Here is a 21,889-nt window from a genome sequence, read left to right as displayed (position 1 = left end):
ACTCATAATTCAAAGAAATGAACAAAGTGTTTAAAAATATACTATTTGTCTTATTTACGTTCTGCCTGTCATTCAGTATGAATGCTCAAAATAGGGCTGAGGGTAGCACCATTTCAGGTACCGTAAAAAATCAAATTGGAGAACCTATTGAGAACGTACGTATATCGTCTTTAAATGGAAAGAGAACCTATACAGATGCAAATGGAAAATTCCAATTCAAGATGGTAGAACCCGAAATGATAAGAATCGATAAAGAAGCCTTCGCTACACAATATGTTGAATTACAGGCTGACAGTCTTCAGAATATTAACATTGTTTTGGTAAATAATGAGTCTCGCTTGGGGTCAGAAGATCGTATTCAATTACCCTTTGGAAGTTTACCGGAAGGAAAATTAGTAGGCTCAGTAGTAGAGGTTGACGTACAGCAAGATCATCTTGAGCAAGACCAACGTATCGGAGTGGGCAGTGCCATTAATGGTAAAGTAGGAGGTGTACGTAACGGTAATAATATTCTAGGTATAGGTTCTGCAATCTATGTAGTAGATGGGATACCTCGTCCCATTGAATTTATTAATCTTACCGAGGTTGAAAAAATCACTGTTTTAAAAGATCCTGTATCGAAAGTTCTTTATGGGGCTGCGGCAGATCAAGGGGTTATTTTGATTACTACAAGAAGAGGTGAGGCATTTCAAAATAAAATTCGTGTACGGTACGATAATCAGTTTATTGTACCAAGAGCTTTACCAGATTACTTGGGAGCAGCTGATTATATGACAGCCTTTAATCAGGCAAGAATAAATGATGGAGCATCAACTACTTATAGTCAGGATATGATTGACGCTACACGTTCTGGTGTAGATCCTGTGCGTTATCCAGACAATGACTTATACGGAAATCGGTTTGTAAGCAGGCTTATTAATAGTTTTGACGTCAACCTTGAGGCTTCTGGCGGAAATGAGAAGGTACAATACTTTCTTAATTTGGGTGCGAACCAAAGTGAGGGTTGGATTGCTTATGGCAAAGGAGATCAATCAACCCGATTGAACCTTAGAGCCAATACAGATTACAAACTATCTGATAGATTAAAAGCTAATTTAGATGCTATTGTTGTTTTGGATTATTTCAAAACTCCGGATGTTTTTGATGTTAATAATGAAGGTGTTATTCAGAGTGATTTTTGGACCATCCTTCAAAACACCAGACCAAATGATTATCCTTTATTAATCCCCATTGATAGGGTTGATAATATTGACAATCTCTCAAATGCTTCGCTAATTGATGGACAGTTTCTTCTTGGGGGTAACGCAAATTTTCAAAGGAACTTAATAGGAGACTTGACCAATCGTGGGATTAAAAATATTAATGATCGCTATTTGCAATTTAATACCGGTTTGGATTGGGATCTAAGTTTCATCACAAAAGGTTTAACAGCGAGTGGTAAATTGACCTTTGATTTTTTTAATCGTTCTGTAGAAAATCAAAGTAGCCAGTATGCTGTTTATCAACCTCAATTTTTGGAAAATCAAGCAGGACAAGACAGTTTGGCGGTTTCAATTATTGGAGTCGATCAACCTATTAATCAACGTAATGTAAGTAGTAGTGAAGCTGCATTTAATAGACAATTGGGTTTTTATGGTACATTAAATTACGAAAGAAGTTTTGCTGATCACGCTATTGATATTACTGCTTTAGCTTACCGCACACAGCAAACACTACCTGGGACAACACAGGATTTAAAAAGACTCACGTTTGGTTTGCGTGCTAATTACATGCTCGCAGAAAAATATATTGTTGAATTTAGTGGTGCTTATATAGGATCGCAGAAGCTTGCTCCAGGTAATCGCTATGGTTTTTCGCCTACGGGAGGATTAGGTTGGTTAATTAGTAACGAGGATTGGTTTGAGAAGTCAGATATTTTTAATTATTTAAAATTAAGGGGCACAGCAGGACTTACATTGAATGATAGTTTTGATGGAAACTTCTTATACCAGACCTCATTTAGTAGAGCAGGATTTTTTAATTACAATAATACGACTGGTTTCAATGCAACCCGAAATCAGATCCTTCTTTATGATCAGGTGGGAAGTCCTATTGATTTTCAAAAGCGGTTTGATGTGAATTTTGGTTTTGATGCCGAATTGTTTAATAACACCGTTACGCTTAGAGCTAGCTATTTCCGAAGCAGATCTTATGATCTAGTAACTCAATTGAATAGTTCCACACCGGCTCTAACAGGTTATATAATAACAGCTAATAATAATTCTTTTGTCGATAAAGGTCTGGAGTATCAGCTTAATATAAAAAATGATATCGGAGAAGATTTTAAAATGGAAATTGGATTTACGGGTATTTACAATAAATCAGTTGTCGAAAAATTTGAAGAGCCTATCTATAGTGACGATTCACAGTATCGTGTAGCTACTGGTCAACCCTCAGGTTCTATATTTAGTTACGTTGCAGATGGACTGTTGGGTCCTGATGACTTCAACCCAGATGGTACTTTGAGAAGTGAGCTTCCACAACCTACATTTGGTAGTGTACAGCCAGGAGATATCAAATATATTGACCTCAATGGTGATGGGGTAATAGATGTAGATGATCAAAGAATAATTGGTAGTAATCGTCCCGATATGCAGTATGGTGTGAGCTTAAATTTAAACTACAAGAATTGGCAGTTTTATGTTTTAGGCGTAGGACAATTTGGGCAGGATCAATTTAGAAACGGGAGTTACTTCCGGTTTTCCGGGCAGGATAAATATTCGGTGTATGCATTAGATGCCTATGGACCGGGTAATACTGATGTAAATGCCACTATTCCCAGATTATCATCCGGGAACAACAGTAATAATAATAGGAATTCAAGCTTTTGGCTGTATGAAAATAATTTTTTCAACATACCTGCCATACAGTTAGGATATAATTTTAGAACAAACGAAACAAGCGGGATTAAGGATTTGAAAATCTACCTTAGAGGTATTGATGTCGTTTCCTTCAACAAGAATAAAGAATTTACAAACCTCAATTTTGGGGTTGGATCTTCACCACAGACATCTGGTTTCGCTTTAGGTCTTAATACAACATTTTAAAGTTACATATGATGAAAATAAATATACTCTCTGCCGGACTTCTTTGCTTTTTAGGAATTTTCCTAATTGGTTGTGATGAGTTTTTGGCAGAAAATCCGGATAACCGACTAGTAGAAGATGAAGTTGTTGCAACTCCTGAAATTGCAGAGGGTTGGCTGCTTGTGGCCTATGATAGATTGCCAACGTCCTATAACTTTAATATTGATGTTGTAAGTGATGATGCAGCAACTAATAATGTGGGTTCTAATTTAAATGCAATGAATCAGGGCGGATGGAATTCAGCCTTAAATCCAATTGCGATATGGAATCAGGTTTACGAAGTAAATCTGTATTTAAATACCTTTTTAGAGAATGAAGATCGGGTACAATGGTTTCCAGACCCTACTATGAACTCCAATTTTAGTAATCGCATTGTAGCTGAAGCAAGGGGGTTAAGAGCTTATTGGAATTTTCAATTACTACAGGCACATGCTGGTATTGGTACTAATGGCGAACTTCTTGGCTTTCCTATTGTGGATGGGGTACTTGATCCTCAAGACAATCTGGAAATCCCAAGATCTACTTTTGTTGAATGTTATAATTACATTCTTGCTGATTGTAATGCTGCATTAGAAGAAGGAGGATTACCTGATAAATGGACAGACTCAGGAGTTATTGATGTTGACCGGGTTTATGGTGCGCGCAATGAAAATAGAATTAACGGATTAGCAGTAAAATTAATCCGTTCTAAATTGGCTCTGTATGCTGCAAGCCCGGCTTATTCAAATTCTAATGCAACAACCTGGGATGAAGCAGCTCAGTACGCAGCTGAGGCGATTGAGGATTATGGCGGATTGAATTTATCACCACAAGATGTTGACTTCTATTTAAGAAATAATTCTAATGAGGTTATTTGGGCTTCTACAAATGCTACAAATCAAAGAGGTATGGAAGGAGCTAATTACCCTCCATCTTTATTTGGAAACGGATCCACAAATCCTAGTCAAAATTTTGTAGACACCTTTCCTATGCGAAATGGAGAACCTATTAATATGTCTTCCAGTTATAATCCCAATAATCCATACGCTAATCGCGACCCGAGACTTGCCAAATATGTCATTTATGACGGTTTAAATTTTGATGGGAAAATCATTAATACTCGACTAAATGCTGACGGAGCTAGTAATCCCAACGTTGATGCTTTAGCATTTAATCAAAATTCAACAATAACGGGATACTATTTAAGAAAATTTATGAATGAGGATGTAAATCTACCCGGTAATGGGCAACCACAAGGGGCTTCGCATTTTTATACCTATGCCAGGTTTACGGAATTGTTATTGAACTTTGCAGAAGCTGCAAATGAAGCAGGAGGGCCAGATTTTGAAATAAATGGCATTACTCCGCGTCAAGTTATCAACGCTATCCGTTTAAGAGGAGGTATCACGAGTACAGATTATGTTGATTCGATTACAAATACAGCAGCGATGCGAACTCTTATACACAACGAAAGACGGATAGAATTGTCATTTGAAGGCAATCGCTTTTGGGATATAAGACGATGGTCTAAAACGGATTTAATAGATGAAAATGTTAGAGGATTACGTATTTCTCCAGATGCCACAAGCTTTGAAGTTTTTGAGGCAAGCGTAAGAGATTATATGCCATTTCAAATTTATGGACCAATCCCACTAGCAGAAACACAGAAATATTCAATAATTCAAAATCAAGGATACTAAAATGAAAAATTTAACTCTAAAATTGTTTTCAATTCGGTTATGCTCACTGCTATTATTAGCCTGTATAACATTAGGTTGCGAAAATCAAGAACAGGATTTTGATGACTTTGAAATACAAAATGTGTATTTCCCAATAAAGTATCCAATTAGAACCATCTCTCTTCAGGAAGATAGTAGAATTGATAATTCTATTGACCTTGAAAGATCATTTAATATTGGCGTGGCAATTGGAGGACTGCGTTCTAATGAACGTAATCGGGTCATCAACATAGCATTAGCTCCTGAATTGGTAAATGACGCATTTTTTGCAGACGACGAGAGACCGGTACAATTAATGCCATCATCTTATTACACTTTGGCTTCAAATAGTGAAGTTACCATTCCAAGTGGTAGTTTTAGTGGGCTTTTGAGGGTAAGTCTCACAGATGAATTCTTTAATGATCCTTTAGCACTTTCCGCCAATTACGTAATTCCCTTAAAAATTGAACCAGGAGATTACGATGTTTTGGATGGTATGCCTTTAGATGAAGTTACAGACCCAGATCCAAGATCTTCAGATGATTATCAAGTAAATCAAGAGCCCCGAAATTTCACTTTGTTTGCTGTAAAGTACATCAATAAATATCACGGAGTTTATTTACAAAAAGGTGCAGATGTTACTTTAGACGCAACGGGCTCACCAACTGATACTGTTATTTATAATACTGAAGATTTGGTTAGAAACATTCTGACTGAGGTTTTCACAACCAGTCTAACTTCCGTAGCAACAAATAGAATAGGAAATAATACGGGAGCTGGCGAGTATGGACTGAATTTAGTGATAAATGGTAACTCAATAAGCATTACGGGCCGGGAGGATTCAGATTTGAACATTGAAGGTTCAGGCACCTTTTTAACACGTGATGATCAGGGAGCTGAAATTTGGGGTGAAGAGTCTAGAAAAACAATGTTTTTAGAATATACATATACTGATACGAATGGAGCAAACCACCGTGTAAATGACACCTTAGTCTTTAGAAATGACGATCTCCGATTTGAAGAATTCAATATTATACTAAGCGAAGACTAGCACGGTAAGAATAGTATCCAATTCATGATCTATAATCTTCAACGATCTAATTTGATAATTTTTTTTAAAAAATTGTACGGCGAATACAAAATTGCTACAGCGATATTAATATTCATTTTACTAACATTCTGTGTGCTATTATTTTTCTAAAATGAAAATCATTATTTTATTATATGTTGTTTTGGGACTAATAAAGATTCCTTGCTCCTTAGCTCTAAATTCTGATAATGGTTCTTATTCTGATTCTGAACGCCTGAATACGATAAAGGATGACAAATGCAATTTCTATGGAATAGCTAACAAATCAGATCAAATGCAAAGTTGGCTTCAAGGTTCTGTAGAAGTAACAGGAGAACTAAAGAAATGGCATAAAATCACGTTAACATTTGATGGCCCAGAATCATCAGAAACTGCACAGCCAAATCCATTTATGAACTATCGTTTAGATGTTACTTTTAAACACATCTCTAGTGGTGCGGTTTATAAGATTCCTGGCTATTTTGCTGCAGATGGAATGGCAAGCGAAACTTCTGCAACAGCTGGAGATAAGTGGAAAGTACATTTTGCACCAGATCAAATAGGAGAGTGGCAGTACAAGGTAGACTTTAGAAAAGGTAATTGGGTAGCAGTTAGTGACCGTGAGGATCCCGGTGAGAGCGGAGGATATATGGATGGTAACTCTGGGTCAATTACTATTGCCACCAGTGATAAAACAGGAAGAGACTTTCGTAGTAAAGGACGGTTAAATTATGTTGGTAAGCGTTATTATCAGTTTGCCGAAACAGGAGAATATTTTCTAAAAGTAGGACCGGACGCTCCTGAAAATTTCCTGGCATATGTTGATTTTGATGGAACTTTTCACAATGATGGGCACAAGGATGAACTGGTAAAGACTTGGGAACCACATTTAAAAGATTGGGGTGAAGGTGATCCAAGCTGGCAAAACGGTAAAGGGAAAGCAATTATTGGGGTTATTAATTATTTAGCAAAAAAGGGGCTGAATGTTTTTTCTTTCCTCACAAATAATATCAAAGGAGATGATCAAAATGTATTTCCTTATATAGATTATGATACCTATGACCGCATGGATGTTTCTAAATTGGATCAGTGGGAAATCCTATTTGAACACGCTGATAAGTTAGGCATGTTCCTACATTTTAAAACCTTGGAAATGGAAAATCAAGGCCTTCTTGATAATGGGGGGGTAGGGGCTTATTCTAAGCTGTACTACCGGGAATTAATTGCGCGATTTGGTCACCACTTAGCATTGAACTGGAATCTAGGTGAAGAGAATGGTGACTGGGTCAAGAATCATAAGACACCACCGCAGTTTACAATGCAGCGTAAAAGTATGGCGCAGTATTTTTTCGATCACGATCCCTATCACCACCCCATAGTCATACACAATGGGAATTCGTTTGAAGATCTTTTAGGACCAGACTGTAAACTTACCGGTCCATCGATACAAACCCACAAGGCTGATTTTAGCATGGTGCATGGCGAAGTCCTGCATTGGCTCAAAGCATCTGCTGAATCGGGCAAACCATGGGCTGTTGCCGTAGATGAACCAGGCGATGCACAGCATTCTTTATTGCCCGATGAGGAGGACAAAGACCACTATGACGCCAGGCGTAACGGCTTATGGGGCACTTTTATGGCAGGTGGCTGGGGTACAGAGTGGTATTATGGTTACAAGCACTCCCATTCTGACATAACTGCACAAGATCACCGCTCCCGCGATTTGTTTTGGGATCAGGCAGTGATTGCAATGAATTTTTTTAAAAACAGTGTTCCGTACTGGGAAATGGAAAACCACAATGAATTGGTGAACAACTCCAATAATGAAAATACAGTTTATTGCTTTGCAAAGCCTGGTGAAATTTATGTTATCTACATAAATAGTTTGGAAACAGCCAGTCTGGATCTCAACGGCATTAATGGTAAATTTGATGTGAAATGGTTTAATCCAAAAACTGGGGGTAAGTTATTGAAAACAGAAATTACTGAACTAATAGGGGGGGGAATGCATAAACTTGGTACTTCGCCTGACAAGAAGCAAAAAGATTGGACTGTTGTAATTACTAAAAAATAATAGTCTATGATTACTTTAAAAAGTTTGCTCATTAGTTTAACGGTGTTTTCAACTGTCTTTGCTTGTAGCGAAAGATTTTTCAGAGGGGATGCTATTATTGAGAAAAGTCCAGAAACTGTCATTAATTCTGAAGAAGGTTTCCTGTCTTTATACAACGGTATAGATATGAGCAACTGGAACCTTTTATGCAGGGATAATGAAGAAGGTCTTGCAGAACGTGTCTTTACTGCCGGTGAAAATGGAGAACTGCATGTTTTTAAAGATTTCCCAGACGAATATGGTTATAAGGAAAACCGAAGCGGCACTCATTGTATGTTCTTCACACCCAAAAAATACAGCAGGTATATCTTTAGGTTTGAATATAAATGGGGGGAGAAACGATTCAACAATTTTGACCAGTTTCAATATGATGCCGGTCTGTACTTTCACGTTTATGACGTTAAGATTTGGCCTAAGGGAATAGAATATCAGGTGCGGTATGATCACACTCAAAAACTCAATCATACTGGCGATATATGGAATTCAGGGGCAGGTTTTGACTGGGTAGCATCAGATGAGAATACCTATTTACCACTAGCTGAAGGAGGAAGGGTTCAAAAACGCCGTGGGGGCGAGCACCGGGCTCGGTCAGGAATTGATTTTAACGCCCTTAATGGAAAATGGAATCAATGCGAACTTATTGTAATGGCAGATGAGTATGCAATTTTTAAACTTAATGGTCAAGTCGTTAATGTGCTCACCAATATGGATTTGAGTGAAGGTGAAATAGGATTGCAAGCAGAAACAGCGGAGATTTACTATCGAAACATTAAAATTAAAGAATTCAAAAAATTTATACCAATAGAAGATTTCCTAAAGGAGGGGCAACATTGAACTTTAGATTGAAATTTGCATAATTTTTAATTGGCATATTTGTGTTTTTACCCGCGCATAAGGCTCAATGCTCAGAATTTTATAAGGAAGTTGTTATAGTGTCTGTAAATCTGCTTTCAAGCCATCCATAACTTGATTTATGTTTTCACTAGCTGTGGCTGAAGGGAACTATCAGAAACACAACTAATAGATTGTATTTCTTGATCTAAAACTTTCAGAATTTATCGCAAAGAGAAATTTCCATTAAAACAAACATTTATGAAGGCGAGTATTCTTTATATTTCAATTTTTATTTTCATTTCTGGCTTTGCTCAACAAAAGAACGTACAAAGTACTCACTTAAAAGCTGAAAAACCCTTGGTTACACCCTGGGCCGCAGATTTGGACAAATACAATCCCCTTCCGGAGTATCCACGACCCACGATGGTACGTGAGCGCTGGAAAAATCTAAATGGTCAATGGCAATTTGGTGAAGCTAAACCTGGGGATGCACTTCCTGTAAGTTTGAATGAAGAAATTACGGTTCCGTTTCCTTGGGAATCCTATTTGAGCGGTATTCAGCGACAACTAGAATCTAAAACTGCTTGGTATAAACGTGATTTTAACATCCCTAGGGATTGGGATGGATACGAGATAAATCTCAATTTTGGTGCAGTTGATTTTGAAGCCCGGGTGTTTGTCAATGATAAATTTGTAGGGGGACACAAGGGTGGCTATGATCCTTATTCATTTAACATTACCCAGTATCTCAAAGTAGGAACAAACAGCCTTACAATATGGGTTAATGATCCCACAAATACAAAGGGCATTGCTTATGGTAAACAAAATGAAGACCGTTTTAATAATCCGCAGCGTTTTGCTTACTCTGCATCTTCCGGAATTTGGCAAACGGTGTGGCTAGAACCGGTGCCTGCACAACATATTGATTATTTAAAAATCCTTCCGTTTGTTGATGATTCAGAGGTTGAGGTTTTGGTAAATGCTTCCGCTAAAGCGCAATCAAAAATATTTGTAAAGGTGATGGATGGTTCCTTTGTGGTTGGAGAGGGAAGAGGAAGTGCAAATATTCCCTTCCGCATACCTGTAAGCAATCCTAAACTCTGGTCACCAAACGACCCCTTTTTATATGATGTTGTGGTCACATTACAAGATAGCACAACCACTTATGACGAGGTAAAAAGTTATACCGGGATGCGAAAGATTTCTATTGAAAAGGTAGGCAACCTCAAAAAGATTTTTCTCAACGACAAGTTTTTGTTTCAAATGGGGCCTTTAGATCAAGGCTATTGGCCTGATGGAATCTATACGGCTCCTACAGACGAAGCGCTCGTCTGGGATGTAAAAAATATTAAGGATTGGGGCTTTAATATGGTGCGCAAGCATATTAAAATAGAACCACAGCGATGGTATTATCACTGCGACAGGGAAGGATTGTTAGTTTGGCAAGATATGCCCAGCACGTTTGGTGAGCGCACAGAATATGAAAAAATTCAATTTGAAGCTGAACTCAGCAGTATGGTTCAGGGTTTTGCTTCACATCCTTCAATAATTACTTGGGTTGTTTTTAATGAACACTGGGGATTATATGATGTAGAACGAATTACCAATAATGTTATTAAAATGGATCCCTCACGTTTAGTAATAGGCAATAGCGGAATTGATGCAGGAAAACCTGATATTGATTATGAGGTGGGGCATATAAAAGATAATCACAGTTACCGTCCGCCTTCAGTGCCCTTTGCCTCAAATAAACGAGCAGTGGTAAATGGTGAGTATGGCGCGATTGGCTATAATGTGGATGGCCACGTCTGGGATCTTGATGGGCCTTGGGTGCATAATAATTATGATACTAAAGAAGCAGCCACAGAGGAATACCTCAAGTTTATCAGAATGATAACCGATGATTTTCAAAAAGAAGGACTAAGTGCTTCGGTTTATACTCAATGGACTGATGTGGAAAATGAAATGAATGGCTTATATACTTACGATCGTAAAGTTGAAAAACTGGACAAGAATAGAGTAAAAGAGGCTAATCTAACGACTTATCTTCCAAAAAAAGAAAATTAATCTTACCAGGTAAATGACGTTTTTCAAAAGCTTGTCCCAATATGTTGCTATAAGTTTCACTTATATTTATGTATCGGGTAATTTGTCTAATGCTGTTAAATCATTGACTCGGTGTGTTGAGCGCATAACTGGAAATTAAGTGCTATGAGGAGGCTTAGAGTTTTCAAAAGTCACCTGGCAAAACTAAAGAAGAATAGGATACACATGAAAAAGAGAATTTTAATTCTTATGGTTTCGTTGTTTATTTTGGGGGGACTATATTCTCAATCTCATATACCTGAAAACTTTCAGAACCCTATTATTCCCGGTTTTCATCCGGACCCATCGATAACCCGTGTGGGGGACGATTACTATTTGGTAAACTCTTCATTTAACTGGTTTCCAGGGATTCCCATTTTTCACAGTAAGGATCTTGTAAACTGGAAACAGATAGGCAATGTACTCAGCAGGCCTGAACAGCTCAATATGAAAACCCCGGGCAACGGGGGTGGGGTATGGGCTCCCACCATAAGGTTTCACGAAGGTTTGTTCTATGTAGCGGTTACTTGTAAACAGTGCATCAACGCTTGCGATTGTGGGGATAATTTTTATGTTACGGCCAAAGATCCTACCGGTCCTTGGAGCGACCCCATCTGGGTAGACAGGTCTTATGGTATTGACCCTACTATTTTTTGGGATGATGACGGGAAAAGCTATTACATCGGCTCAACCCACGAGCTCGAAGGTGGTAGGGAGTGGCCCTCACAGGATAAAATCTACATCAGTGAGATTGACCTGAAAACGGGAAAAATACTAACAGAACCCATTGTACTTACTTCAGGCCATGCAACTAATGCCAAGTTTGCCGAAGGTCCACACCTCTACAAAAAAGGACAAACCTATGTATTAATGATTTCGGAAGGTGGTACTTGGAGTAATCACGCTGTGACCACATTTACTTCGCAAAAGTTGTTGGGACCTTACGAACCCACTCAGGTAAATCCCGTCTTAACACACCGCCATCTGGGGGATGATGCCGCGATTACCACCCTGGGGCACGCTGATCTGGTAGAAACCCAAAATGGTGATTGGTGGGCAGTAGTTCTTGGCTGTAGGCCTGAGGAAGGTAAGTATTATCTGGGGCGGGAAACTTTTCTTACTCCTGTGGAGTGGCAGGGCAGCACGCCTATTTTTAATCCCGGCAAAGGCCAGGTCCTAATGACGGACAAACGCCCTGATTTGGCCTGGACGCCATTCAAGAAAATAACGCGTTTTGACTTTGAAGGAGATACTCTTGATCTCGGCTGGAATTTTCTGCTAACACCGCAAACCCAGTGGTATGGCCTAAAAAATGGAAAACTTAGTATAAAACTCCGCCCGGAAGTGGTTACCGAAAAGAACAACCCTTCCCTTATTGCCCGACGGCTGCAATATTTAAGGAGCGAAGCAACCCTAAAACTTAATTTTATAACCCGTAAAAATTATGAAAAGGCAGGGATAATAGTGTTGCAAAACACCAACTACAATTATCAGTTGCTCAAAGGAAAGGATTCCGTAAGCTTGATAAAAGTTTACAATGAAGACAGGAAAACACTAAGTACGGAGACTATTGCCTCTGCGAAATATATAGAAGATGAAGTGATCCTTAGTATGGTGAATGATGGGATGAGACTACGGTTTTATTTCGGCGAAAGCCAAGAACATTTGGAACAGTTGGGCGGTGATCAAGATGCTGGTGTCATCACCTCAAATGTTGCCGGAGGTTTCACTGGCGCCTATGTTGGCATGTATGCCAGTAGCAATGGCAGGTCGTCTAAAAATGAAGCGATGTTTGACTGGTTTGAATATCGGACACTAAAATAACTTAAGAAAAGTGATCCATGAAAGTAGTACTCTTTGTATTTGTATTGGGGCTTTTAGGCTGCACTGAAAGCAATAAAAACTCGGTTGCTGTTTCAACAGATCAAAAAACAAAAGAGTCGGAAGGTACTGTTATTAACCCGGAGTACCTTTTCAACGGTAAAAATCTCGACGGCTGGCATTTTTCTGCCCGGGATAGTAGTTTTACAGCAGCACCAGAAAGTATTTTTGCAATTGAGAATGGTGTGATACACGTCTATCCCGATCAGGAAAACGGGAGTGAGCAAACTTTTGCAGGACTTATAACAGATTCCATTTATAGAGACTATGTCTTAACACTAGAATATAAATGGGGTAAAAAAAAGTTTAAACCACGGGATGAATTTGTGAGGGATGCTGGGGTGCTGTACCACGTTTTTGGCTCTGACGTGATCTGGCCCAGTGGTGTGGAATGTCAGATTCAGGAAGGCGATACTGGTGATATTTGGGCAATAGGTACACAGGTGACTTCAACGGTAAGTCCAGTTATACGAAATTATGATGTAAATGGCGATACCCTTACCCGAGGCACTATTCAAAGGCGTTTTGACCGTTTTCACCGGTCTTACGATTGGGAAAATCCTTCAGGTTGGAATATTTTAAAAATTGTCGTGCGGGGTAATAATGCTTACTATTATCTCAACGGAAAAGCAGTCAATGCAGCACTGAATATCATGTTCTACGATGAAAGTATAGGTTCTTGGAACCCCTTGTCGAAGGGGCGTATTTTGCTTCAGGCAGAAGGTGCAGAGATCTTTTACAGGAATTTGAAGCTGAAAGCGAACGATAAGACGGGTAATTAAGTGCCTACAAAAAAAAACACCTAAGAGAAAAACTTTTAGGTGTTTTAGTCATTTAATGCTTAAGCAAGCTAATGAACTTCTCCGTTTTATTGGTATCGTCAAAGGGTTTAATACCCCAAGTTAGTTTATTTTCCTTCTACTTTTAAAAGTAAAACACCATGAGGATTTACCAAGCCTGAGACGAGTTTGCTGCTCGTTTTATATTTTTTGTCTTTCCAGATATCCTGAGCATCGGTAATTTTTGAGAACCCTAACTCTTTAGCATCTACGCGTATCGTAGATGGGCTATCGCTTAAATTAAAAAGTGCAATATATTTTTCTCCACTATCCGGATCTGTACTCATCCAGGCCGCTTTATTCTCTTTACGCCATAATTGTTTTTGTTCAGTTCCATACTGATTCATACGGATGACTTCCGGTGTTGTGAGAAGTTTTTTGACAAAGGGAGTATTTTCAGGCATGTTACCCCCCATCATAAGTGGAGATTTAGAAATGCTCCAGAGACTAATGTGAGTCAACATCTCATCTTCTGTAAAGTTGCTGAATCGCTCAGGACCCTTAGGCCCACGTTTTGATATTTTTCCAATTTGAAGCATATCGGCATCAGGCCAGCTGTCTGGTCCGGAGATAGAATTCCATTTGTCGATTAGTTCAAACTGTTCTTTAAGACTATCCCATTCATCCCAAAAGTCTTTAGAAATTCTCCATAATTCCGCATTTTCCTTTACGTGTTCCCTATTTTCAAACTTCATATTTAGGGACAAACTTAAAACTATATCACTTTTATGATGGTCCAGGGCCTTACGCATTGCTTCAACTTCCTCTTTGCGATAGGGGTAGTTATCATTAAGATCTATATCATCTATTTTAATATAATCCACTCCCCAAGATTCATAAAGTTCAACCAGTGAATTGTAATATTCTTGAGCACCTTTTTTAGTCATGTCTACACCATACATTGTATTCAGCCACGGGGATACTGATGTGGTATCAGCAAGCTGAGCTGCATTAACTTCGGGAGCATCTTTAATAGAGCTTTTTGCCCATTGCGCTTGTCTGGGGATTCCACGCATTACGTGTATTCCAAATTTCAGACCTTTACTGTGTACATAATCGGCAAGGGGTTTAAATCCTTTTCCGTTCTCCGATGAAGGAAATTTTCTGGGATCAGGTAATAATCTGCTGTATTCATCCATCGGTATCCAGGGTACCGGAGCTCCGTCTTCAGGGAGGCGAAACTGCGGAGGATTAGCCTGAATACTTCCCGGTGGATGAGGATAAAACCAACAATAATCTACTACCACATATTCCCAACCCAGATCTTTCATGTTTTCTGCCATATAATCAGCATTAGCCTTAATCTCCTCTTCTGTAACTGCAGCACCATAACTGTTGTAGCTATTCCAGCCTAGGGGTGGAGTAGGAGCCTTTAGGAGGTTGTTATTCTGGGCATTAACACCTAAAACTGCCAAAAGGAGTAGAACGCATATTTTTTTTTGTAATGTCATAAGTCTAATTGTATTTTAAAAAATTAATGAATAGGTGCGCCAGCAAAAAATCTGAAGCTGTTTAATGATGCCTGAGATGCAGATTCATCAAATACCAGGATAATATTCTGAAATCCATTAGCATCGCGAAGAAAGGTTTCAGTAATTTTAGTTCCCGTACTTACCAAAGTCCCCAACAATGGACCTGAGGCTGAATCTTTATATATAGAAATTTTGGAACCTTTTGGAAAATTGTCAGCTTCCAGAGAGGCGTAGTAGTAGCCTGTTCCCAAATCAACATTTTTAAAGGTAAGAGTATTGCTTTTCTTTTTAATCTTTGCAATGGGTAAGACTATTTCGTAAGGCTGATCTACCACTACTTCATCCACTCCTTTGAGAGTTTGCTGTACCGGTCTAATAGTTTCTCCATCGCTATATTCTATTTTATCAATACAAACGGAACGTTGTGTCCACGTACCGGGTCCTTTAAAACTATCCTGTCTCCACGATGAAAGAGCTGAAGTATGATAAAATAAATATTCCGTACCGTGAAATTCTACAATTCCACCATGGTTACTTTGATATAGCCTCCAAGGCACATATTCATAATTGGGAAGTTTAGGTCCATTTTGGACATTTACACCTAGTTCAAAATTCAGTGGTCCTTTGTACTCAAATGGTCCTAAAGGGCTGTCACTAATTCCATAATCCAGTCTTGACTTGTCACGATTGATATCATCTGGATTTTCGGGATTTACCGGTTTACCGTAGTGAGAATGATAAGAAATCCAGTATTTCCCAGCTTTTTTGTTCATCCAGATGGCTTCCATAAAGCGGTTATCATCAACTTCCATTTTTACAGGCTCACCATCAAGCTCTATCATATTTTCTTTCAATTTTGCTCCGAAATGTTGTCCGTAATACAAATAGCGCTCTCCATCGTCATCAATAAATACTGCAGGATCAATACCTCGTGTTCCTTCAATCTTTTTGCTAATGATTTTAAAATGCTTATCCGGTGCATCGCTTACTGCCACCGCGGTATAACTAATGACTTCACGGTTACCTTCACCACCATCTTCCCCCAAAACAATTCTTACCGGGAAGTAGAGGTAGTATTTATTGTTGTAATAAATCATATCTGGAGCCCACAGAGCCCAATCCTCACCTTCTGGTTCTTCATTTGCCCCAATAACGTCGTATATATTTAGAACTTCACCATGGTCTGTCCAGTTTACCATATCGGGGGAAGAAAAGGTATGGTATTTATGCATTGTAGAGTAACCACCACCATTCTCGTGATCCACACTAGTGACCATCCATACCTTACCATCTGGCATCACATGCGGAGCGGCATCTGCCGTATACATATGTTGAATAACCGGGTTGTTATAAGGGTAGGGTGTGGTGTTGCTGTTTTTCTTTTGGGCCAGACCTGAAAGAGAAAACAGAAAAAGTAATAGAAAATTAAATCTAATAGTGTTCATGCTATTTACTTTAAATAATTTATTAAACCATTGATTTGATTGAGTGGAGTTAATTTATTTTTCGGAAACTCATAAGCCAGAAGATCCCAGGTCTCTGTAAAAGAAATACGTTGACCGGGCTTTATAACCTCCAGAGGACCAAGTGGTTCTATCTCGCATTTTTCATTTTTATAATACCATATCGAAACCTGGTTTGAAAGCATATCCCCATACAACTTATCGGGATATACCGGAAAGGTTTTTATGAAAAGTAAATCGTTTTGATGTATGTAGGCAATCCAACCCGCATCACTTTCTATGGCAAATTTTGGTACACTAGTAGGGCCAAGGATTTCAAGAATTCCATTTCTTTTACGAATATTCTTTTCCGGTACTGGATTAAAATCGATTGTTTGTTGGTCACGATAAAGAGCATAACCCTGCGGGAGGCGTTTGTTTTGTGCAATAGGAATGAGACATATTCCTCCTCCTTTTGCCAGGGTACGGCTCCAATGAGCATAGGCTTGGGGTATATTACCTGTATTTTCAATCGTTTGCGTGCATGTTAATCTTGATGATTCTGAGTCTAATATGAATTCCCTAATTAGCTTTAGCCCAAGAACCGTATCTATAGGGCTAGTCATAGTAGCGGAAAGCTTCCCCGTAATCTTTGCTTGCCATTTATTAAAGAAACTCGCTCTAAAAGGCGTTGTTTTTTCTGGACCAACATCCATCCTACCTCCCGGAACTTCAAAACGTTCCTCACCACCTTTCCAGATTCTCCCATCGTGTTTAGGATTTTCGAAAAGTATATTTTTCCCGTGCAATGAATATTCTAGAACACTACCACCCAAATTTGGGTTGAGAATGACACGTGTATTCTTGTTTTCAAGTAAGATACATCCTTCATATTCATACGCTGAAATGTATTGCGCACGTTGTGCTTTCGCCGATAGGCAAAAAACAGAAAATATGATCACTAACAGAGTATAATTCAATTATTAAATGTTTAAGTCTTTAGATATCCAGACATTATTTTTATAAATTATCCTTTTGTCAAATCTCTTCTCGGAGTATTTGGGATTCGCATAGTTTTAATTGTATCAAATTCAGGGTTAACGCAACGCTCGCCCCAGCGCTTATACATATCTAATAAAGAATAGGGGTTTTGTGGTTCTGTGCCTTTATCACCATAGGTATCCTGCCATTTTTGTAGATGATTACGCATAGTATTCAGTTGGTTTTTGTAGGCCGCGTTTTCGGCTAAATTATTTATCTCGTAGGGATCGTTTATAAGGTCAAACAACTCTTCTTTGGGTTTTGTGGGCTTCCAGTATTTTGCCTGTACCTCATTGAGGTTGCCCGCATCATAAGCCGCTTTTATTGATTTAAATTCTGTTCGTTGATCTCGATAAGAAGGCTGTGTATAGGACCGCTCGGGCATATAATTTTTAATGTATTTAAACTCTTTAGTGCGTACAGCTCTAATGCGATCAATGCTGAAATCACATCGATCCCGGGTAGCGATAATAAAGTCGCGCTGGTAATCATTTGCAAAAAAGTCGAACCCTTCCATAGATTTCGGGATTTCAAGCCCGGCGAGAGCTAAAGAGGTTGTGCCTATATCAATACCGCTTACGAGATCCTTACGTCGCTTATTCTTTTGGAGTTTATCTTCTTTACCAAAATAGCTGACAATAAGAGGTATTTGAATGCCTCCGTCATATACAAATTGTTTATGCCGTATCCCCTTGTAACCATGATCGGTAAAAAAGAAGATGTAGGTGTTATTTAGCAGATTTTTGTCTTTCAATTTTTGAATGATATTAGCCACCTCAAGGTCTGTCATTCTTGCAGCATCATAATGACGTGCAATATCTTCACGTACTTCTGGAATATCTGGATAGTAAGGAGGAATTTCTATATCATCACGATTTATTGGATTTATCTGACCTTTTAATTTAGGATAGAGTTGAGTAATTCCCCATTTACCACCAGTCAGTTGTACTTGGCCAAAAAATGGACGTTCCTGGCTAAGAGAGTCTATCCAGTTGCCTTTACCCGAAAAGGTATACCAATAATCCAAAGCCACGGAATCATTATATAAAGCTTTTCGATTGTATATAAAATTGTAGTCATCCTTCCCGTGATTAAAAGTATAATACCCGGCAGTTTTAAAAATCTCAGGAATAGTTAAAAAATTTTTTGGTAAGAAAATGGCATCTTCAACAGTGCGGGAAGAATGATGGTTATGTGTACCAAATGTAGTAGGCATGGTTGAAGTTATAATAGCTGATCTTGCTGCAGAACATACTGGCGCCGGTGTATACGCGTTTTCAAAAAGCACACCGTTTTCAGCAAGAAAATCTATAGCAGGTGTGGGGTTGTTGTTTGCACCATAACAACTTAAAACCGGATTTAGATCCTCAACATAAATCCACAAAATATTTGGGGGATTAATACTGATTTCCATTGAAGGTATTTCAGGCTTATTGCCCATTAATAAGCAAAGGCCTAAAAGAAAAAATAAAGTTTTGTTCAAAATCATAAGGAGCTACTAATAGAACCGAAAATTAGTTTTTAAGCATTGTCCTTAGTTGTCTATTTATTCAAAATCTTGTCTTACGTGATCCAAATGATTAAAAAGTAATTATTTGAGGTGTTTAAATCATTTGGACAAAAATTGGACTTAAATGGAAGGTAGAGTGATTTTCTATTTGAACTAATTTTATTTAAAAATAGTATGTACTCGAGAATTTTTATCCTCTGTTATTTGTTAGCAAGTATCCCAAACTTCGCTCAGGAGAAAAACGTACTTTCATGGCACAACCCTATTCGCGAAGGTCTTCCTAAATATGGAATGAAAGATTTCTATATAATGGTTGAAGATAGCACCTATTTTTTGTTGGGAACGTCCTATAAAGATCCTTACAGATTTAATAATAAAGCTTTGCGTTTATATGAGTCTAATAATTTTCAAGAATGGACAGTTTCTTCAATTTTGCTTGATTTGGAAAGGCTTGACTCGTCCAGTTGGTATAAGCATGTAATCAGTGCTCCAGAGATCCACCGGATCAGAAATCGGTATTACTTAACTTTTAATGGACGAAATGACAGTATAAATCCCTATGGAAAATTGGGTTTCGGGATTGCCGTAGCAGATAAGCTTAAAGGACCATATAGGGTTTTAAATACTAGTAAGCCATTGGTCGAAACTAACCACGCCGGACTAGTAACTGATCCTGATAATCAAACATTTCTCTACTACGATATGGATGGTAGAATTTATATGGCTCCCATAAATCTTGAGACCGCTGCCCTAGTAGAAGACCCGAAGGAGATTTTGGGACCAATTAATCTAAAGGAAAATTATAAATATTTAGATGCCCCAAATATTACAAAGGTAGGTGAAACGTATCATTTATTGGTTTCTCAATTTTTTGGAGGATATAGAGTTTTAGTTAATCATTTAACTGCAAATCACCCAATGGGTCCTTGGGTTTGGGAACAATCAAACCCTATTTATGAGTGGCTTGAATCTGAAGCTGATCTTAAAGTTAAAAATAGGTATCCCGAAGCAAATGGTTACGCGCCTCCTACCCAGGTAATTTTCAGTAACACCTTATTCGAAGGAATTAGTGGGGGTTTCTTTATAGCATATCATAGTTCTGAAAAATATAGTGAGCCCTATTTATGCATTGAACCGGTAATTGTTGAAGAGCATAAAATTGAGCCGCTTAATCCTAAAGCGATTAACCAAATGATTATCATTCCATGAAAAAAATATTGAATTTAATTTTATTAGGTTGTTTAATGCAGCTGCAAGCACAGATAATAACTTATACTCCAACAGAGAATATAATAGATAATAACCCCTACATCCATCCTTCAAAACATTACAAGGTAAGTCTTCTGCAGAACGGGGATAAAATAAATGATTTTACTTATTGTATGAAAGCGCAACATAATACCAATAATTCGCAAAATACAGCGTGGTCTAACTTCTCATTTTCTGGGTCTGTAACAGTACAAGTAGAACGTTTACAAGATACAGTTGATTTTGTCCAGGTTCTACCCCGCAGCGCAAACATTCAGGTTAAGAAAGAAAATAGCAATTTGATAAGTTTTACTATAGACAAACCAGGGCATTATTCCATTGAATTTGAGAGGGGGACCGTTATAGACTATCCTTTGCTTCTTTTTGCAAACCCGCTTGAGAAGGATATTCCTGATCCTGCAGATCCTGATGTTGTTTATTTTAAACCTGGATTACACGAAATAGGGGATCGTTTTGAGATTAAGAGTAATCAAACTGTTTATTTGGCTGGAGGAGCTTATGTAATAGGTCAGTTCTTTGCAGAAAATGCAAAAGATATAACAATCAAAGGTCGCGGGATATTATCTGGAGAGGTCTATCAGCCTCGAACTCATCAGCACATGATCAGTATGCAAAATGCAGAAAATATCAAGGTAAGTGGCATTACTATGATACACTCTCCGCGATATATGATAGCGTTAAGGGGTAAAAATCATTTTTTTGATAACGTTAAAATGATGGGCTGGTGGTTTAGTACCGATGGAATTTCTGCTGGAGAACACACTGTGGTTGAGAATTGTTTTTTTAAAGTTAATGATGATGCCGTAAAGCTTTATCAGAGCAACACACTTGTGAAGAATTGTGTGATTTGGCAATTAGAAAATGGCGCTCCGTTTATGATTAGCTGGAATGGAAGCAGTGATTTTGGAGGAATTGAAGTACGAGATATTGAAATTATAAGAGTGGAGCATCATTGGGATAATGAAAATCTAGCTGTTGTTTGTGCAGTTCATGGTGGGGAAGCTAACATAAGCAATATTAAATTTGAAAATATTGTAATTGACAATAGTAAATGGCGGATTTTCCATTTAGTAACGCGTCCTAATCGCTGGGGTAGGTGGAATCCTAAATCAGGTTCGCTATCAAACTTTGAATTTAAAAATTTCAAGTACTATGGAACACCGGTAATTAAAAATCTGATAGCCGGGCACGATGCTCAACATCCTGTTTTCAACATGCAATTTGAAAATATTGAAATCGCTGGTAGGCAGCTAACCGATTTAAAAAAACACTTCATAATTGATCCTCGGTTTACAAAGCATATTACAATCAGCCAATAAATCTAATTGTCTTTTTATTTAAAAAAATCCATTTGTATGCACAAATGAGCAAAATGTGTGTGCAAATGAGTTTATCGCAATCGATATCTCTACATAAGTTTGATTTCAAATATTAAATGTTTAAACATTTGAGATATTCTAAGTTATTCTTGTCCAATTGAACAGGAGGTTGATAATTAAAAAATAATTTCTA

At 38.1% G+C, this 21,889-nt stretch carries 14 protein-coding genes; 10 read left to right on the top strand and 4 right to left on the bottom strand.

The window, feature by feature from the left end; translation table 11 throughout:
• The first annotated feature begins 17 nt into the window (after positions 1-17).
• The 8 genes from LLW17_RS00945 (at position 18) to LLW17_RS00910 (ending at position 13,586) form a co-directional block, all read left to right on the top strand.
• Positions 18-3,086, top strand: a complete 3,069-nt coding sequence (locus LLW17_RS00945; RefSeq protein ID WP_228228394.1) for a SusC/RagA family TonB-linked outer membrane protein — start codon at positions 18-20, stop codon at positions 3,084-3,086.
• An 8-nt stretch (positions 3,087-3,094) separates the two neighbouring features.
• Positions 3,095-4,804, top strand: coding sequence for a RagB/SusD family nutrient uptake outer membrane protein (locus LLW17_RS00940; RefSeq protein WP_228228393.1), 1,710 nt, complete (start codon positions 3,095-3,097; stop codon positions 4,802-4,804).
• Position 4,805: 1 nt separating this feature from the next.
• Positions 4,806-5,873, top strand: coding sequence for a DUF1735 domain-containing protein (locus LLW17_RS00935; RefSeq protein ID WP_228228392.1), 1,068 nt, complete (start codon positions 4,806-4,808; stop codon positions 5,871-5,873).
• A 151-nt stretch (positions 5,874-6,024) separates the two neighbouring features.
• Positions 6,025-7,965 (top strand): DUF5060 domain-containing protein, encoded by a 1,941-nt coding sequence (locus tag LLW17_RS00930; protein ID WP_228228391.1) that lies wholly within the window; start codon positions 6,025-6,027, stop codon positions 7,963-7,965.
• Between the two features lie 6 nt (positions 7,966-7,971).
• Positions 7,972-8,838 carry a 3-keto-disaccharide hydrolase gene (locus LLW17_RS00925; protein ID WP_228228390.1) on the top strand — a complete coding sequence of 289 codons (867 nt, stop codon included), beginning with the start codon at positions 7,972-7,974 and terminating at the stop codon, positions 8,836-8,838.
• A 258-nt stretch (positions 8,839-9,096) separates the two neighbouring features.
• Positions 9,097-10,905 carry a glycoside hydrolase family 2 protein gene (locus LLW17_RS00920; RefSeq protein ID WP_228228389.1) on the top strand — a complete coding sequence of 603 codons (1,809 nt, stop codon included), beginning with the start codon at positions 9,097-9,099 and terminating at the stop codon, positions 10,903-10,905.
• Positions 10,906-11,109: 204 nt separating this feature from the next.
• Positions 11,110-12,747 carry a glycoside hydrolase family 43 protein gene (locus tag LLW17_RS00915; RefSeq protein WP_228228388.1) on the top strand — a complete coding sequence of 546 codons (1,638 nt, stop codon included), beginning with the start codon at positions 11,110-11,112 and terminating at the stop codon, positions 12,745-12,747.
• 17 nt (positions 12,748-12,764) lie between these two features.
• Positions 12,765-13,586 carry a 3-keto-disaccharide hydrolase gene (locus LLW17_RS00910; protein WP_228228387.1) on the top strand — a complete coding sequence of 274 codons (822 nt, stop codon included), beginning with the start codon at positions 12,765-12,767 and terminating at the stop codon, positions 13,584-13,586.
• Positions 13,587-13,711: 125 nt separating this feature from the next.
• Here LLW17_RS00910 and LLW17_RS00905 read toward each other — a convergent pair whose 3' ends face one another.
• Genes LLW17_RS00905 through LLW17_RS00890 form a run of 4 tightly spaced genes read right to left on the bottom strand, consistent with a single transcriptional unit; the run spans position 13,712 to position 19,081 of the window.
• On the bottom strand, positions 13,712-15,058 hold the full coding sequence (locus LLW17_RS00905) for a glycoside hydrolase family 27 protein (protein WP_228228386.1): 1,347 nt from the start codon (positions 15,056-15,058) through the stop codon (positions 13,712-13,714).
• Between the two features lie 59 nt (positions 15,059-15,117).
• Positions 15,118-16,560 carry a family 43 glycosylhydrolase gene (locus tag LLW17_RS00900; RefSeq protein ID WP_228228385.1) on the bottom strand — a complete coding sequence of 481 codons (1,443 nt, stop codon included), beginning with the start codon at positions 16,558-16,560 and terminating at the stop codon, positions 15,118-15,120.
• A 5-nt stretch (positions 16,561-16,565) separates the two neighbouring features.
• Positions 16,566-17,537: a hypothetical protein gene (locus LLW17_RS00895; RefSeq protein ID WP_228228384.1), complete on the bottom strand. Its 972-nt coding sequence runs from the start codon at positions 17,535-17,537 to the stop codon at positions 16,566-16,568.
• Positions 17,538-17,584: 47 nt separating this feature from the next.
• On the bottom strand, positions 17,585-19,081 hold the full coding sequence (locus tag LLW17_RS00890) for a sulfatase family protein (RefSeq protein ID WP_228228383.1): 1,497 nt from the start codon (positions 19,079-19,081) through the stop codon (positions 17,585-17,587).
• 231 nt (positions 19,082-19,312) lie between these two features.
• Here LLW17_RS00890 and LLW17_RS00885 point away from each other — a divergent pair, with 231 nt between their 5' ends.
• Both LLW17_RS00885 and LLW17_RS00880 read left to right on the top strand, forming a co-directional pair.
• Positions 19,313-20,317, top strand: a complete 1,005-nt coding sequence (locus LLW17_RS00885) for a family 43 glycosylhydrolase (RefSeq protein WP_228228382.1) — start codon at positions 19,313-19,315, stop codon at positions 20,315-20,317.
• Entirely contained in the window at positions 20,314-21,696 is a 1,383-nt protein-coding gene (locus LLW17_RS00880) for a glycosyl hydrolase family 28 protein (RefSeq protein ID WP_228228381.1), read from the top strand. The genes LLW17_RS00885 and LLW17_RS00880 overlap by 4 nt, the downstream gene beginning before the upstream one ends.
• Positions 21,697-21,889 lie beyond the last annotated feature (193 nt).

The organism is Leeuwenhoekiella parthenopeia, from assembly GCF_020782115.1.
GTDB lineage: Bacteria > Bacteroidota > Bacteroidia > Flavobacteriales > Flavobacteriaceae > Leeuwenhoekiella > Leeuwenhoekiella parthenopeia.
This window is presented reverse-complemented; position numbering and strand designations above follow the sequence as displayed.

Excerpts from the sequence above, each read along its gene's own strand:
- LLW17_RS00945 (WP_228228394.1), top strand. The coding sequence starts at position 18 with ATGAACAAAGTGTTTAAAAATATACTATTTGTCTTATTTACGTTCTGC.
- LLW17_RS00940 (WP_228228393.1), top strand. The coding sequence starts at position 3,095 with ATGATGAAAATAAATATACTCTCTGCCGGACTTCTTTGCTTTTTAGGA.
- LLW17_RS00935 (WP_228228392.1), top strand. The coding sequence starts at position 4,806 with ATGAAAAATTTAACTCTAAAATTGTTTTCAATTCGGTTATGCTCACTG.
- LLW17_RS00930 (WP_228228391.1), top strand. The coding sequence starts at position 6,025 with ATGAAAATCATTATTTTATTATATGTTGTTTTGGGACTAATAAAGATT.
- LLW17_RS00925 (WP_228228390.1), top strand. The coding sequence starts at position 7,972 with ATGATTACTTTAAAAAGTTTGCTCATTAGTTTAACGGTGTTTTCAACT.
- LLW17_RS00920 (WP_228228389.1), top strand. The coding sequence starts at position 9,097 with ATGAAGGCGAGTATTCTTTATATTTCAATTTTTATTTTCATTTCTGGC.
- LLW17_RS00915 (WP_228228388.1), top strand. The coding sequence starts at position 11,110 with ATGAAAAAGAGAATTTTAATTCTTATGGTTTCGTTGTTTATTTTGGGG.
- LLW17_RS00910 (WP_228228387.1), top strand. The coding sequence starts at position 12,765 with ATGAAAGTAGTACTCTTTGTATTTGTATTGGGGCTTTTAGGCTGCACT.
- LLW17_RS00900 (WP_228228385.1), bottom strand. The coding sequence starts at position 16,560 with ATGAACACTATTAGATTTAATTTTCTATTACTTTTTCTGTTTTCTCTT.
- LLW17_RS00880 (WP_228228381.1), top strand. The coding sequence starts at position 20,314 with ATGAAAAAAATATTGAATTTAATTTTATTAGGTTGTTTAATGCAGCTG.